Source organism: Azospirillum sp. A26, assembly GCF_042604635.1.
In the GTDB taxonomy this organism is placed as follows: domain Bacteria; phylum Pseudomonadota; class Alphaproteobacteria; order Azospirillales; family Azospirillaceae; genus Azospirillum; species Azospirillum palustre.
Genome location: NZ_CP170473.1, coordinates 503,742 through 518,006 on the forward strand (window position 1 = coordinate 503,742; position 14,265 = coordinate 518,006).

The following is a 14,265-nucleotide window of genomic DNA, read 5'->3' on the forward strand; positions in this document are numbered from 1 at the left end:
CCGTTAAGAAGTTCAGGATAAGCTGCTGCCCGCTGGAATGCCGACTGGTGGTTGAATGCCGTTTACGCGTGGGCCCCTTCTGCCGGGGACGTTTGACAAGGACGGGGCGGGGAGCCCGGATGCCGACCGGACCGATGCCGACCGGTTCGGAGGGCTGGTCCATGCGGTGGCGCAGGATCGCGACCGCACGGCTTTCGCTGCGCTGTTCCGCCATTTCGCGCCGAAGATCCTGAACTATTGCCTGAGGCTCGGCGCCGACCGCAGTACGGCGGAGGAACTGGTCCAGGACGTGATGCTGACGGTCTGGCTGAAGGCCGCCAGCTTCGACCCGGCCCAGGCGACCGTCGGCACCTGGGTGTTCACCATCGCCCGCAACCGGCGCATCGACCGCCTGCGCAAGGAGATGCGCCCCGCCCCCGACCCGGACGATCCGGCGATGACCCCCGCCTCCCTCGCCACGCCGGAGGAGAGCGCCCAGATGGTCCAGAGCAGCCGCCAGCTTCAGGATGCGATCGAAACTCTGGCGGAGAACCAATCCGAGGTGCTGCGCCGCTCGTATTTTCTCGAACAGACCCATGAAGAGATCGCCGAGGACACGGAGGTGCCCTTGGGAACCGTTAAGACCCGGCTGCGCCTCGCGCTCAGCCATCTGAAACGCAGCATGAGGGACAAGGCGTGACGGTGCCGATCCACCATCCGGACGACCAGCTTCTGATCGGCTATGCCAGCGGGCAGGAGCGGGCCGGGAAGTCCCTGCTGGTGGCGACCCACCTCGCCTATTGCCCGGACTGCCGCCAGCGCGTCGCATCTTACGAAGCCCTGTGCGGGAACTGGTTCGAAGAGCTGCCCTGCGCCGGTGGCGATGGGCTGGATGCGCTGCTGGACCGCATGGACGGCCTGCTGACCGCCGCGCGGACGCCGCCGGATCCGGCCCCCATCGAGCTGCTCCCCATTGAGCCGGGCGCAGCCGGGCGGACATGCGGACGGATGGTGCCGGAACCGCTGCGTAGCTGGCTGCCGGACGCCATCGACACGCCGACCGATGACGGATCCTGGCGGGAGATCTCTAAGGGGGTCTGGCTGTCGGGCTGGGAGCGCACCCTGTCCGGCACGACGATGTCCGGCACGACGATCCGTCTGCTTCGCATGGCCTCGGGCGCCCCGGTCCCGGCGCACCGCCACACCGCGGACGAACTGCTGCTGGTCCTGCGCGGTGCCTTCCGCGACGAATATGGCAGCTACGGGCTTGGCGACGTCGCCCACTATGTCGCCGGCACCGACCATTACGCCCGCGGCGCCAGCGAGGAAGACTGCATCTGCCTCTTCCTCCTGGACGGCGATCTGATCTTCCTCGACAAGGACGGCAATCCGCTTTAGCCGACGAGATCCTGATACTCCGGGTGGCGCTTGATGTAGGCCTCGATGAAGGTGCAGATCGGCAGCACCTTCAGGCCCTGGGCCCGGATGTCGTCCAGCGTGCCCTTCGCCAGTTCCGACCCCACCCCCTGGCCGGTCAGGGCGCCCGGCACCTCGGTGTGGGTCAGTGCGATCTTGCCGTCGCGCATGTCATAGGTGACCAGCGCGGTGGAGCCCGCCACCGTCAGCTCATAACGGCCGAGTTCCTCGTTCTTCCGCACCTTGTCGTGCAAGCTCATGGTGTCCTTCGCCTTGGTTGTTCGGTTTTGCGGCAAGGCCGCAAGGTGTCGGTTCGTCAGCCGACCATCAGGGATTCGGCGCCGTCGATCCAGACCGGAGTGCCGGTGATGTGCTTCGCGCGGTCGGACGCCAGGAACAGCGCAAGCTCCGCCACGTCGAGGCTGTCGCCGGACTTGCCGCCGGTCAGGGGCACCTTACCCTGCGGATACTCGATGGGAGTCTTCACCGATTCGATATTCCGCATCCTGGTGTTGTCGGGAATGTCGGTCTCGATGATGCCGGGGCAGATGGCGTTGACCCGGATGCGGCTCGGCGCCAGTTCCAGCGCCAGCATCTTCACCATGGCGAGCTGTGCAGCCTTGGTGCAGGAATAGGCGGTGGCGCCGGTGTTGCTGAACACCCGCGTGCCGTTGATCGACGCGGTGACGATCACCGAGCCGCCGCCCGCTTTCTTCAGGTGCGGAACCGCGTGGTGCAGCGTCAGGTAGGTGCCGCGCAGGTTGGTGTTTATGGTGCGGTCCCATTCGTCCGGCGTCAGGTCGTCGATGGGCGCCCAGACGCCGTTGATGCCGGCATTGGCGAAAACGATGTCGAGCCGCCCGAACTCCTCCACCAACCGTTCTGTGGCCTGCCGCATCGCTGCGTCGTCGCCGACATCCGCAGTCAGGGGGATCGCCTGTCCACCGGCAGCACGGATTTCCTCGGCGGTCTTCGCGATCTCGTCTGCGGTGTGGCTCAGCACGCCGACCGAGGCACCGGCTTGAGCGAAGCGTATCGCCGACGCCTTGCCGATTCCGGACCCCGCACCGGTGACCAGTGCGACCTTCCCCGTCAAATCCATAACCCAAACTCCAGCCAGTGACCTTCGACGCGAGTGCCAACCCGTGACCGCGCCGTTCGGTTCCCAATGGCCGAACCAGGGCGCTTAAATTTCGTATAGAGAAACTATATTCCGAAAACTTGATTCGGTTGGATCGTCTGCTAGACTGACGATCCACCGGCCTCCGATCCACCCTGCCGTCTATGATCGGATCGGCCCGGACCTTTGGCTTTTCGGAGAGTGCCGATGCCGTCGCCCGCCCAGACTGAAGCGGTTCCGCCCAATCCTGTCCAGTATGCGCGCCAGGGACGCATCGGCGTCATCACGGTCGATTACCCGCCGGTGAACGCCGTCGGCCATGGCGTGCGCAGCGGGCTGGTTGCGGCATTGGACGCCGGGCTGGCCGACGACGGGGCGGACGCACTGCTGCTCGTTTGCGCCGGCCGCACCTTCATGGCCGGGGCTGATATCCGGGAGTTCGGCAAGCCCTCCGCCCCGCCGACCCTGCCGGAGGTGGTGGCCCGCCTCGATGCGGCCACCAAGCCGGTGATCGCCGCCATCCATGGCACGGCGCTGGGCGGCGGGCTGGAGGTTGCGCTCGCCTGCCATCTCCGCGTCGCGTTGAAGTCGGCGAAGCTCGGCCTGCCGGAGGTCAAGCTGGGCCTGCTGCCGGGGGCCGGCGGCACGCAACGGCTGCCGCGGCTGGTCGGAGCGGCCAAGGCGCTGGACATGATCCTGTCCGGCGATCCGGTGAGTGCCGAAGAGGCGCTGGCCCTCGGCCTCGTCGATGCGGTGGAGGATGGCACCTCTCCCCTGGAGGCCGGCCTGCGCGCCGCCGAACGGCTTCTGGCCGACGGGAGCCGCCCGCAGCCGGTCAGTGCCCGCACCGACCGCATCGCCGGCACCGATCCCGCCCTGTTTACGACGAAGCGGGCCGAACTTGCCAATCGCCTGCCGCACCTGTTCTCGCCCCACCGCATCGTCGACGCGGTCGAGGCCGCCGTCACCCTGCCCTTCGATGAAGGCACGGCGCGCGAGCGGGAGCTGTTCCTCGCCTGCATGGACTCGCCCCAGCGCGCCGGCCTGATCCACGCCTTCTTCGCCGAGCGCGAGGTGGCGAAGGTCCCCGGCCTGCCGGCCGGCACGCCGACGCGGGACATCTGCAAGGTCGGCGTGATCGGCGCCGGCACCATGGGCGGCGGCATCGCCATGTGCTTCGCCAATGCCGGCATTCCGGTGGTGCTGGTCGACAGCGCGCAGGAGGGGTTGGAGCGCGGCATCGCCGCCATCCGCCGCAATTACGACTCCACCTTCCGCAAGGGCCGCCTGACCGCGGCACAGTTGGACAAGCGGATGGCGCTGATCCACCCCACCCTGTCCTACGACGAACTGGCCGACGCCGATCTGGTGGTGGAGGCGGCCTTCGAGAGCATGGAGGTCAAGCAGGCGATCTTCCAGACGTTGGACCGGACCTGCAAGCCGGGGACGATCCTCGCCACCAACACCTCGACGCTGGATGTGGACGCCATCGCTGCGACGACCGGCCGGCCGCAGGATGTGCTGGGCATGCATTTCTTCAGCCCGGCCAACGTCATGCGCCTGCTGGAGGTGGTGCGTGGGGCCAGGACCTCCGACACGGTGCTGGCGACGGCGATGGGGCTGGCGCGCCGCATCGGCAAGGTCGGCGTCGCGGTGGGTGTCTGCTACGGCTTCGTCGGCAACCGCATCCTGCACCAGCGCGGCCGGGAGTCGATGGCCCTGGTCGAGGAAGGCGCCAGCCCGGAGCAAATCGACCGCGTGCTGACGGAGTTCGGCTTCCCGCTCGGCCATTTCTCGATGACCGACCTTGCCGGGATCGATGTCGGCTGGCGCATCCGCGAGGAGCGGCGCAAGGCCGGCGATCCGGAGGCACAGTCGCCCAACTGGCTCGACACCCTGGCGGAGCGTGGGCGCTACGGCCAGAAGACCTCGGCCGGCGTCTACCGCTACGAGCCCGGCAGCCGCACCCCGATCCCCGATCCCGAGGTGGCGGCGGTGATCGAGGAGGACCGCCGCCGCCGCGGCATCGTCTCACGTCCGGTCAGCGACGGGGAGGTCCGCGAACGCTGCCTCTATGCGATGGTGAACGAGGCGGCAAAAATCCTGGAGGAAGGCATCGCCACCCGTCCGGTGGACATCGACGCCATCTGGCTGCACGGCTACGGCTTCCCGTCCTGGCGCGGCGGCCTGCTGTTCTGGGCCAACCGGGAAGGACTGGGCAAGATCGCCGAGGCGGTCCAGCGTTACCACCGCGACATCGGCGGCCCGCAATGGCGGCCGTCGGCTTTGCTTTTGCAATGCGCCGCCGAAGGCCGGGCCCTCGGATGCTGAATCCGGAATGTGGATTTCAAAGCGGAAACTAGTTTCTGTTACTGATTGTTAGGAATCTTCCATATACTCTGTCGTCAGGGATGCCCCGCCGCCCCCGACCGGCCCCCCAGCCGACGGGATCGACGGAGCGGACCTGACCCGAGGAACCCGGACCACACCGAAGGGGAAAAGCATGAAGGACATGACCGTCGCAGCCACCGACTGGGGTCTCCACGCCGTCGCCTGCAGCGGCCTTCGTGACGCTCCTCCCTCCGTCTGGCTCGGGACGTTGCGCAACGCGCTGTCCGGTGCCGGCACCGGCCGCACTCTGTTCCTGGATTTGCGGGAGGTCGGCAATTCCCCCTTGCCGCCGTCCCATCTGGGAGCCCTGGCATCGGTCGTCGCACAGGCCGGTTACAGTGCGGTTCTGGTGTCGGACCTCCGGCTCGGCCATGCGCTGTGCGATGCGGTTCGCCGCAGCGGTTCGCATGGGGAAACGGCTGCCGGCCTGCGCGTGCTGTCCGCGGACGGACGCGACCGGGTCGCCATCGCCGCCGCCTACCAGTGGCTGTTGAACGGGCGGGAGCCTGCGGATGCCCTTCTGGTGTCCGACCGCCGTCCGTCGGTCCTGGTCTTCCCCGCGACCGTGGCGCACAGGCGGCCGACCTCCCCCGGTTCCGCCGATCTGCGCCACGCCTCGTAATCGTCCTGCCGTAACCGCTTCATTTCCGCAGTCGTCGTCTCAACTGCCTTTTCGCCCCGGCCGGACCCGTCCCGCCGGGGCTTTTTATGTCCATCTGAATTTTCCCGGAAGAATCTGCGCCAGCTTTCGCCCGCCGTTCCGTGGATAGCCACAGAACGAACGGGGCGGCGCCAGCCCGCCGCCCATCCCGAAAAGCCATCGGCCTGAACCGACGCGAAATCCCGCCCGGATTCCGCGAACGGGCCGCGATTGGGTGGAGAAGGCGATGCTGGTCGATTCCGTCAGCTCAACAACGTCGACAACGTCGACGAAGTCCACGTCGAGCAGCTCGTCAGCCACGAGCGCGACCGACAGCTATCAGACATTTCTGACCCTGCTGATGAAGCAGCTCGAGGTCCAGGACCCGACCAACCCGGTCGACACGACCACCTTCACCACCCAGCTCGTCCAACTGTCCGGGCTGGAACAGCAAATGTCGATCAACGACAAGCTCGACGAGCTGAACAGCACGGTGTCCGACCTTGGCAGCACCCTGTCCTCCTCCCTCGGGTCCGGCAGCGGCGCCGTCAATTACTACGGTAAGACGGTCGAGGCCGAAGGTTCCACCACGCCATTGCAGGACGGCGAGGCGAGCTGGGAATACGACCTCGAGTCCGCGGCGTCCTCGGTCAAGCTGACCATCACCGATTCCAGCGGCAACACCGTCTACAGCGATGTCAGCTCCTCCACCGCCGCCGGCACGCACGAGGTGACCTGGGACGGCGTCAGCACCGACGGCAAGAGCTACAGCAGCGGCACCTACACCCTGTCGGTCACCGCGCTCGACGCCAACGGCAAGGCCATCGACACCGCCACCCGCTTCAAGGGCACCGTGACCGCCGTGGACAGTTCCTCCGGCACGGCGGTGCTGAGCGTCGGCGGCGTCAGCCTGTCGGCCGACAAGGTGCTGACGGTTTCCTGACCCCTCCCCCGGACACTTCGAAAGACAGGTGCCGCCATGAGCCTCACCAGCGCAATGTACAGCGCCACGTCCGGGCTGACCGCCCAGAGCAAGGCGCTCGCCAGCATCTCCAGCAACATCGCCAATTCCAGCACCACCGGCTTCAAGGGCACGGTGACGGAGTTCACCTCCTACATCAACAAGACCACCACGGTGGACGAGCAGGTCGGCGGCGTCATCGCGTCCAACACCCGCAGCGTCAGCCGCCAGGGCGAAATCCAGTCGTCGGCGACCACCACCAACATGGCGGTCAACGGCGACGGCTTCTTCGTCGTGTCGGACAAGACCGCGAGCGGCGGCACCTACTTCACCCGCAACGGCTCCTTCTCCACCGATTCCAACGGCAATCTGGTCAATTCGGAGGGCTATTACCTCTATGGCTGGGCGGTGGGCGACGACGGCACCATCAAGGCCGGCAACAAGACCTCCACCGACAGCCTGCAGGCGATCAACCTGACCAGCATCAAGGGCACGCCCAAGGCGACCTCGACGCTGGACATCGAGGCCAACCTGCCGTCCGACGCCGCGGCCGGCGACAGCTTCACCACCGACGTGGAACTGTTCGACGCCCTGGGCAACAGCCATTCGGTGACGATGACCTGGAGCAAGACGGCCGACAATGCGTGGTCGCTCAGCGCGTCCGACCCGACCGGCTCGGCCGACGGCACGACCACGACCGGCACGATCTCCGGCTTCCCGATCTCCATCGCCTTCAACAGCGACGGCTCGCTGGCCAGCGCCACCCGGACCGACAGCAGCGGCACCACGACCAGCGTCGATCCGTCGGCCATCGGCTTTTCGGTCGGCGGCTGGACCACCGGCGCCGGCGACAGCACGGTGACGATGTCGCTCGGCAGCGCCAACAGCACGACCGGGCTGACGCAATACGCATCGGGCGAGAGCACCGCCGCCATCGGCGACTGGACCGCCACCGGCAACGGCTACGAGCCCGGCACCCTGACCGGGACCACCATCGACAGCAGCGGCGTGGTGCGCGCCACCTTCGACAATGGCGAGACGCGGGCGATCTACCAGATCCCCATCGCCACCTTCGCCAATTCCAACGGGCTGGAAAGCGAGAGCGGAACCACCTTCACCCAGACCTACGAGTCCGGCAATTACCAGCTGCGCACCGCCGGTGACGGCAAGGCCGGCGAGATCGAGGCCAGTTCGCTCGAAAGCTCCACGGTGGAGCTGACCGACGAATTCAGCCGGATGATCGTCGCCCAGCAGGCCTATTCCGCCGCGTCCAAGGTGATGACGACGGCGCAGGACATGATCGACACGCTGATTTCGATGAAGCGCTGACGACATGGCTGCCGCCCCCGACGAACGCTTCGCCCGCGCCGAATCCCTGCTGATGGAGCACCGGCGGCTGACGGTCCAGACGCGGGCCTTGCTGGCAAGGACCGCCACGCAGGCCGAGCGGCTGGCGATGGCCGACGATCTGATCGCGCTGATCGACGGGCTGGACGTGGAGAAGCGGGCGCTGGGAGCCCGGATCCACCGCGGCCGGGTCGCCAATGCCGCGATGAGCGCCTATGGGCGGGCGATGGCGGCGAGGCGGTAAAGATTCCCCGCCAGTTTTCGACCCTCTCGCCGTGGAACCAGACACCCAAAACCCGGAGCTATCGCCATGGCGCTCAAGCAGACCCTGCGCAAGCCGGCCCCGCCGAAGCCCGTTCTCACCAAGGCCCAAGCTCCCACCCAGCCCCCCGCCCGAACTGGCGAACAGGAAACCCCCACCATCTTCCTCCGTGTCGATGCGGTGGAGGTTCTGGAAGCCTTCGTCGCCGAACTGGACCGCGCCGCGACGCGCGCCGAGGCGGCGGTGCGCGAGGGGCGGCCGCGCGATGCGCTGCTGGCGGCGGGCGACATGCAGACGCTACTGCGCAGTTGGAAGGACCGGCTGGCCGATGCGCTGGCGCAGACGCGCAGCAAGCGCGTCGCCCCCGCCGTGCGCGCCGCCGCCAAGGCCGCCGCCGACCGGGTCCTGCCGGCACTGGCCGCCCGCATGCGCGAGATCGAGGCGCAGATCAAGGTCCACCGCGCCCGCCAGAACGCCATCGGCGCCGCCCTGCGCGCCGCGTCCACCGCACCGGCCGGCGTCTATGGCGTCGCCTATGGCCCCGGCGCCCGTTATGGCGCGCGGGTGGCGATGCGCACCACCGGCCATGTCGTCGGCCTGACGGCCTGACCATTTGAGCGCGGAAAGCCGGAAAGGAGGCCCGCAATGTCGCTTCGCGTCGCCAGTTCCATCGCCTCGTCGGCGCTGCGCACGTCCGAGGTCGGGATCGCCGTCGCCTCCTCCAACGTCGCCAACGCCGACACCGACGGCTACACCCGCAAGACCGCGTCCAACGTCACCCGCAGCACCGGCGTCAACGTCGCCAGCGTCGATGTCACCGCGGTCAGCAGCAACGTCGACCGCTATCTGCTGAAGACGCTCGTCTCGGCCCAGTCCGACCTCGGCTACACCGACACCCGCAACAGCTATCTCGACCAGATGCAGTCGGCCTTCGGCAGCGTCAGCAGCGACGACAGCGGCGGCACCGACATCGGGTCGATGATCGACGCGCTGGCCGACACGCTGGGCACGCTGGCGACTTCCCCCGAAAGCGAGAGCGCCAAGGCCGCCACCGTGCAGGACCTGTCGGATCTGGCGGAGACGCTGCGCAACACCTCTTCGTCCATCCAGTCGCTGCGCGCCCAGGCCGACGACGAAATCGCCACCACCGTCGACACCATCAACGAGACGCTGAGCGGCATCGATTCCCTCAACGACCGGATCGTGAAGGGAAAGGCGCTGGGCCAGAACGTCACCGACCTGGAGGACCAGCGCAACACCGCGCTGAAGAGCCTGTCCAAGTCCATTGACGTCACCTATCAGGTCGACGACAGCGGGCTGATGCGCATCTCCACCGCGTCGGGCAAGTCACTGCTCGACACCAAGGTGCACGAGCTGTCCTACACGCCGGCCACCTCGGTCAGCGCCAGCACCGTCTACAGTGCCGGCGGCAGCAGCGGCTTCGGCGGCATCATGCTGAACGGGGTGGACGTCACCGGCTCGGCGCTCGGCGGTTCGCTGGGCGCGCTGGTTCAGCTGCGCGACACCGACCTGCCGGCGCAGCAGGCCGGCCTGGACGAGCTGGCGACCACTCTGATGGACAGGCTGAACGCCATCCAGAACCAGGGCACCTCCTACCCCGCCCCGCAAAGCCTGACCGGCACGGAGACCGTTTCGGCCAGCGACGCGCTGAAGGTGACAGGTGGCACGCTCCGCGTCGCCGTCACCGACAGTTCCGGCACGGCGGCGGAGGTTCTGGACATCGACCTGTCGACCAAATCGACCCTTCAGGATGTCGTCGACGCCATCAACACGATGAGCAGCGCGTCGGCCTCGATCTCCACCGACGGCAAGCTGGTCATCTCCGCCACCGGCACCGGCAACGGCATCGCGTTGGGCGGGGACGCCAACGACGGCACGACCGGCGCCTTCTCCGACGCCTATGGCCTGAACGACCTGCTGACCGGCACCGGGGCGTCCGACATCAAGGTCGCGACCCGCATCGCCAACGACAGCAGCCTGCTCGCCACCGGCGCCCTGTCCTCCGCCAGCGGACTGACCGCCGGCGGCACGGCGCTGACCAGCGGCGAGGGGTCGGTGGCGAAGGCGCTGTCGGCGGCCTTTTCCACCAGCCACGACTTCGATGCCGCGGGGTCGTTGAGCGCCCGCAGCACGAGCTTCGCCGGCTACGCCGGTGCGGTGATCCAGGGGGCGGCGACGCTCGCCGACAAGGCATCCACCGCCTACGACAGCCAGAAAACCTACACCAGCAGCCTCGAATCGACCTTCTCGTCGCAGAGCGGCGTGAATGTCGACGAGGAGACCGCCGCGATCTCCACCCTGCAATCCGCCTACGAGGCCGCCGCCGCGGTCATGAAGACGTTGCAGGAGATGTTCAGCACGGCGCTCGACATGGTCCAGTAGAGGAGACCGCGATGGAACGGGTCGCGACCTACAACCATCAGAACACGCTCGTCCAATACATGATGAAGGCCGAGGCCAAGGTGGCCGCGGAACAGGTCCGCTCGGCGTCGGGGCTGAACTCCACCGACTACAAGGGCATCGCCTCGGACAGCGGCCGGCTGGTCAATCTCGAAAGCCATTACCGCCGGCTGGAACAGTATATCGACGAGGGCGAGGTCGTGAACGGCCGCATCCAGTCGATGTACGACGCCGTCGGCGGCATGTCCGACCTGACCTCCCGCCTCAGCGCGCTGATCACCGGCCTGCAAGGCAACAACGCGGCCGGCGTCGAAGGCGTGGTGGCGGAGGCCGGCCAGTTGATGGAGGAACTCGGCGGGCTGCTGAACACCCGCCAGGACGGCCGCTATCTGTTCGCCGGCGGACGCACCGACCAGCCGGCGGTCGATCTCGACAGCTACAGCGCGGCAAGCTATCCCTCCAGTGCCGACACCGGCTATTACCAGGGCGATTCCACCGTCGCCCATTTCCAGGCCGCCGACGATTTCGTGCTGTCCTACGGCGTCACCGCCGACCAGCCGGCTTTCGAGAAAGCACTGCGCGCCTTCAGCCTGATCGCCAACATGTCGACCGATCCGGTCGACACCGATCTGCTGGCCGAGGCGACGCAGCTCGCCTCCGACGCCACCGACGGGCTGTCGATCACACAGGCGAAGCTGGGTGCCGCCAGTTCCTCGCTGGAGAACACCATCGACCGCCATGTGGACGAGCAGCTGGTGCTGCAAACCCAGGTGGAGGACATCCGCAGCGTCGATCTGGCCGAATCCACCACCAGGCTGTCGCAGCTCCAGGCCTCGCTGGAGGCGACCATGAGCCTGATGAAGATCCTCGAAGAGAACAACCTGTCCAAATACCTGTGAGGATCGGGGGGCTTGGCCAAAAAAGCGCTAACCCCATCGAAAAAGTCCGCCAGCTTTCACTGCCTGCCCCGTGAGTCCCAGAGAGGGTCGCCGAAACGGCCCAGTTCGATCAGGAGACCACATCATGCCCGTCATCTCGACCAACACGGCTTCCAACTCGGCCCTTCGTTACCTCAACATCAATTCGACCAACCAGTCGGACTCGGTCTCGAAGATCGCCAGCGGTTCGCGCATCACCAAGGCGTCGGACGATGCCGCCGGTCTCGCCGTCGGCACCTCGCTGAAATCCGACGTCACGGTGCTGAACCAGGCGGCCACCAACGCCTCGCATGGATCGTCCATCCTCCAGACCGCCGACGGCGGCATGTCCAGCATCTCCGACATCGTGCAGCGCATGCGCTCGCTCGCCACCCAGTCGCTGTCCGGCTCGGTCACCGACAACGAACGCTCCTACCTCGACGCCGAATTCCAGCAGTTGCAGGATGAAATCGACGGCATCGCGTCGGGCACCCGCTTCAACGACGAATCCCTGCTCGATGGCGCGACCAACTGGTCGACCGGCGTGTCCTTCCGCGTCGGCACCACGTCGAACGACAACATCACCGTGCAGATCGCCGGCGTCACCACGACGGGGCTGGGCATCAACACGCTGGATGTCGGCACCTCGGCCACCGCCGCCGCCGCCCTGACGGCGCTCGACACCGCGGTCACCACCCTGTCGGACGCCCGCGCCGACGTCGGCGCGCTGATCTCGCGCTTCGAATTCCGAAGCGACATGATCGACACCACCATCGAGAACACCGAGGCCGCCCAGTCCAAGATCATGGACGTCGACGTGGCCGAGGAGCAATCCAAACTGGCATCGGAGAAGGTCCTGACCCAGGCCGCCATCGCCGTGCTGTCCCAAGCGAACCAGATGCCCGAGAATCTGCTCTCCCTTCTCCGCTGACGGTTCGCAAGGCCGCCGGGCAAGGGGGCCGCGTCCCGCACAGCCTCACACACGCGTGGGGCGCGCCCCGCCGGCGGCCGTTTCCTTCCTCCATCAGCGCCGCAAAACCCCGCATCGCCGTGCCATCCGCCGCTCCCCCCGCGGCCGGAACCGGGAGAGCCTTGCCATGACCACCGTCAGTTCCACCACCTCCAGCACGGCCGCGACGACGGGCTATTCGGCGCTGTCCTCCAGCGATTCCGGCACCGGCATCGACTATTCCCTGCTGATCGAGGCCAAGGTGAACGCGCGGCTGGCCAAGGCCGACCGCATCGACACCAAGATCACCGCCAACGAGGCGAAGATCACCGCCTACACCGACCTTCAGGACAAGCTGCAGGCGGTCAGCGACGCCATCGACGGGCTGCGCAACCGCAGCGTCTCCACCGGCGCGTCCTCCAACCTGTTCGGCCAGCGGACCGCCTATGTCGGCGACGACGACGTGTTCAGCGCGACGGTGGACGACGACACGGAGGTCGGCACCTATTCGGTCGTGGTGCAGCAGCTCGCCACCAAGCACAAGATCGCGGCCGACGGCGTCGCCAGCAAGACAAACGCGCTCGGCTATTCCGGCAGCTTCACGCTCCAGGCGGCCGACGGCAGCGCCGTCACCATCGCGATGGACAGCGACGACAGCCTGACCGACCTGCGCGATGCCATCAACGCCAACAAATCGACCAGCGGCGTCACCGCCAGCATCGTCCAGGTCAGCGACAGCAGCTATCAGCTGATCCTGACCTCCAACAACACCGGCCAGACCATTTCGATGACCGACGGCGGCGACGGCGTCCTCTCGTCGCTCGGGCTGACCGACAGCGACGGCGCCGTCAAGAACGAGCTGGTCGCGGTGCAGAAGGCAATCGTGGCGGTGGACGGCGTCACCATCACCCGCAGTTCCAACACCATCGACGATGCCATCGAAGGCGTGACGCTGACCCTCTACAGCGCCAGCCCGGACACGGCGATCTCGATGGAGGTGTCGACCGACCTGTCCTCGATCAAGTCGGCAATTACCGGCTTCGTCGACGCCTACAACGAATACCGCGACTTCGTGGTGACGCAGCAGGCGACGACCAGCGACGGCACGGCGTCCAGCGACGCCACGCTGTTTTCCGACAGCCTGCTGCGGCAGATCGTCCGGTCGGTGAACAGCGCACTCAACACCTCCATCACCACCGATGACGGCACGGTTCTGTCGATGGCCTCGCTGGGCATCAGCTTCAACAGTTCCAACGAGCTGGAGCTGGACGAGGACACGCTGAACAGCATCCTCAGCAGCGACATCGACAAGGTCAAGCAGCTGCTCGGCTTGAACATGACCTCGTCCTCCAGCCAGATGTCGCTGCTGCGCTACACCAGCAGCGCCTCGGCTCTGTCCTTCAGCCTGGACATCGTACGCGGCGACGACGGAACCCTGACCTCCGCCTCCGTTAATGGCGACAGCAGCCTGTTCACCGTCAGCGGCAACCGCATCATCGGTGCGGCCGGCACGGCCTATGACGGCGTCGTGCTGGTCTATACCGGCAACAGCGGCAGCGTGGACATCGACTTCTCTCAGGGTCTGGCCGACAAGCTGTTCGGCGTCATCGACGATGCGGCGGCCACCTACGGCAGCGACCTCGCCACCGCCATCGACGATCTGGAAACCCGGGACACCGAGCTGGAAAGCCGGTCAACCGACATCAAGACCAAGGCCGAGACCTACCGCAGCACCCTGACCGCCTATTACGCCAGGCTGGAGGCGGCGGCGGAACAGGCGGCACTGCTGCTGAAACAGCTGACCTACAAGGACAGCAGCAGCGACAGCTGACACCGGTCGAGGTTCATCCAACGATGAGGAT

15 protein-coding genes are annotated in these 14,265 nt (G+C 67.0%); 12 read left to right on the top strand and 3 right to left on the bottom strand.

Going from position 1 to position 14,265, the window contains the following annotated elements; all coding sequences use genetic code 11:
• Window positions 1-55 precede the first annotated feature (55 nt).
• Complete coding sequence (locus ABNQ39_RS16800; RefSeq protein ID WP_376961871.1) at window positions 56-679, top strand: sigma-70 family RNA polymerase sigma factor; 624 nt, start codon at window positions 56-58, stop codon at window positions 677-679.
• A complete protein-coding gene (locus ABNQ39_RS16805; RefSeq protein WP_376961873.1) occupies window positions 676-1,377 on the top strand; it encodes a cupin domain-containing protein in 702 nt (233 codons plus the stop codon). Before ABNQ39_RS16800 ends, ABNQ39_RS16805 begins: the two co-directional genes overlap by 4 nt.
• Here ABNQ39_RS16805 and ABNQ39_RS16810 read toward each other — a convergent pair.
• Both ABNQ39_RS16810 and ABNQ39_RS16815 read right to left on the bottom strand, forming a co-directional pair.
• Window positions 1,374-1,655, bottom strand: coding sequence for a GNAT family N-acetyltransferase (locus tag ABNQ39_RS16810; protein ID WP_109452797.1), 282 nt, complete (start codon window positions 1,653-1,655; stop codon window positions 1,374-1,376). The genes ABNQ39_RS16805 and ABNQ39_RS16810 overlap by 4 nt on opposite strands.
• 56 nt (window positions 1,656-1,711) lie before the next feature.
• Window positions 1,712-2,497, bottom strand: a complete 786-nt coding sequence (locus ABNQ39_RS16815) for an SDR family oxidoreductase (protein WP_376961877.1) — start codon at window positions 2,495-2,497, stop codon at window positions 1,712-1,714.
• A 225-nt stretch (window positions 2,498-2,722) separates the two neighbouring features.
• On the opposite strand from ABNQ39_RS16815, the gene ABNQ39_RS16820 reads away from it, so the two are divergent.
• Both ABNQ39_RS16820 and ABNQ39_RS16825 read left to right on the top strand, forming a co-directional pair.
• Window positions 2,723-4,846, top strand: coding sequence for a 3-hydroxyacyl-CoA dehydrogenase NAD-binding domain-containing protein (locus ABNQ39_RS16820; RefSeq protein WP_376961879.1), 2,124 nt, complete (start codon window positions 2,723-2,725; stop codon window positions 4,844-4,846).
• Between the two features lie 172 nt (window positions 4,847-5,018).
• Window positions 5,019-5,528 carry a hypothetical protein gene (locus ABNQ39_RS16825; protein WP_376961881.1) on the top strand — a complete coding sequence of 170 codons (510 nt, stop codon included), beginning with the start codon at window positions 5,019-5,021 and terminating at the stop codon, window positions 5,526-5,528.
• Between the two features lie 84 nt (window positions 5,529-5,612).
• Here the strand turns inward: ABNQ39_RS16825 and ABNQ39_RS16830 are convergent, their stop codons facing one another.
• On the bottom strand, window positions 5,613-5,867 hold the full coding sequence (locus ABNQ39_RS16830) for a hypothetical protein (RefSeq protein WP_376961883.1): 255 nt from the start codon (window positions 5,865-5,867) through the stop codon (window positions 5,613-5,615).
• On the opposite strand from ABNQ39_RS16830, the gene ABNQ39_RS16835 reads away from it, so the two are divergent.
• From ABNQ39_RS16835 to fliD, 8 genes are all read left to right on the top strand, one after another.
• A complete protein-coding gene (locus ABNQ39_RS16835; RefSeq protein ID WP_376961885.1) occupies window positions 5,794-6,489 on the top strand; it encodes a flagellar hook assembly protein FlgD in 696 nt (231 codons plus the stop codon). The genes ABNQ39_RS16830 and ABNQ39_RS16835 overlap by 74 nt on opposite strands.
• A gap of 36 nt (window positions 6,490-6,525) precedes the next feature.
• Window positions 6,526-7,836 carry a flagellar hook protein FlgE gene (flgE, locus tag ABNQ39_RS16840; RefSeq protein WP_376961887.1) on the top strand — a complete coding sequence of 437 codons (1,311 nt, stop codon included), beginning with the start codon at window positions 6,526-6,528 and terminating at the stop codon, window positions 7,834-7,836.
• A 4-nt stretch (window positions 7,837-7,840) separates the two neighbouring features.
• The gene (locus ABNQ39_RS16845) at window positions 7,841-8,098 is read left to right on the top strand and encodes a hypothetical protein (RefSeq protein WP_376961889.1); all 258 of its coding nucleotides are present in this window, start codon (window positions 7,841-7,843) and stop codon (window positions 8,096-8,098) included.
• A gap of 66 nt (window positions 8,099-8,164) precedes the next feature.
• Entirely contained in the window at window positions 8,165-8,725 is a 561-nt protein-coding gene (locus ABNQ39_RS16850; RefSeq protein WP_376961891.1) for a hypothetical protein, read from the top strand.
• Window positions 8,726-8,761: 36 nt separating this feature from the next.
• Entirely contained in the window at window positions 8,762-10,519 is a 1,758-nt protein-coding gene (flgK, locus tag ABNQ39_RS16855; protein ID WP_376961893.1) for a flagellar hook-associated protein FlgK, read from the top strand.
• 11 nt (window positions 10,520-10,530) lie between these two features.
• Window positions 10,531-11,436 carry a flagellin gene (locus ABNQ39_RS16860; protein WP_376961895.1) on the top strand — a complete coding sequence of 302 codons (906 nt, stop codon included), beginning with the start codon at window positions 10,531-10,533 and terminating at the stop codon, window positions 11,434-11,436.
• A 124-nt stretch (window positions 11,437-11,560) separates the two neighbouring features.
• Complete coding sequence (locus ABNQ39_RS16865) at window positions 11,561-12,385, top strand: flagellin (protein WP_098736547.1); 825 nt, start codon at window positions 11,561-11,563, stop codon at window positions 12,383-12,385.
• 166 nt (window positions 12,386-12,551) lie between these two features.
• Window positions 12,552-14,234: a flagellar filament capping protein FliD gene (fliD, locus tag ABNQ39_RS16870; RefSeq protein WP_376961897.1), complete on the top strand. Its 1,683-nt coding sequence runs from the start codon at window positions 12,552-12,554 to the stop codon at window positions 14,232-14,234.
• The last annotated feature ends 31 nt before the right edge of the window (window positions 14,235-14,265 follow it).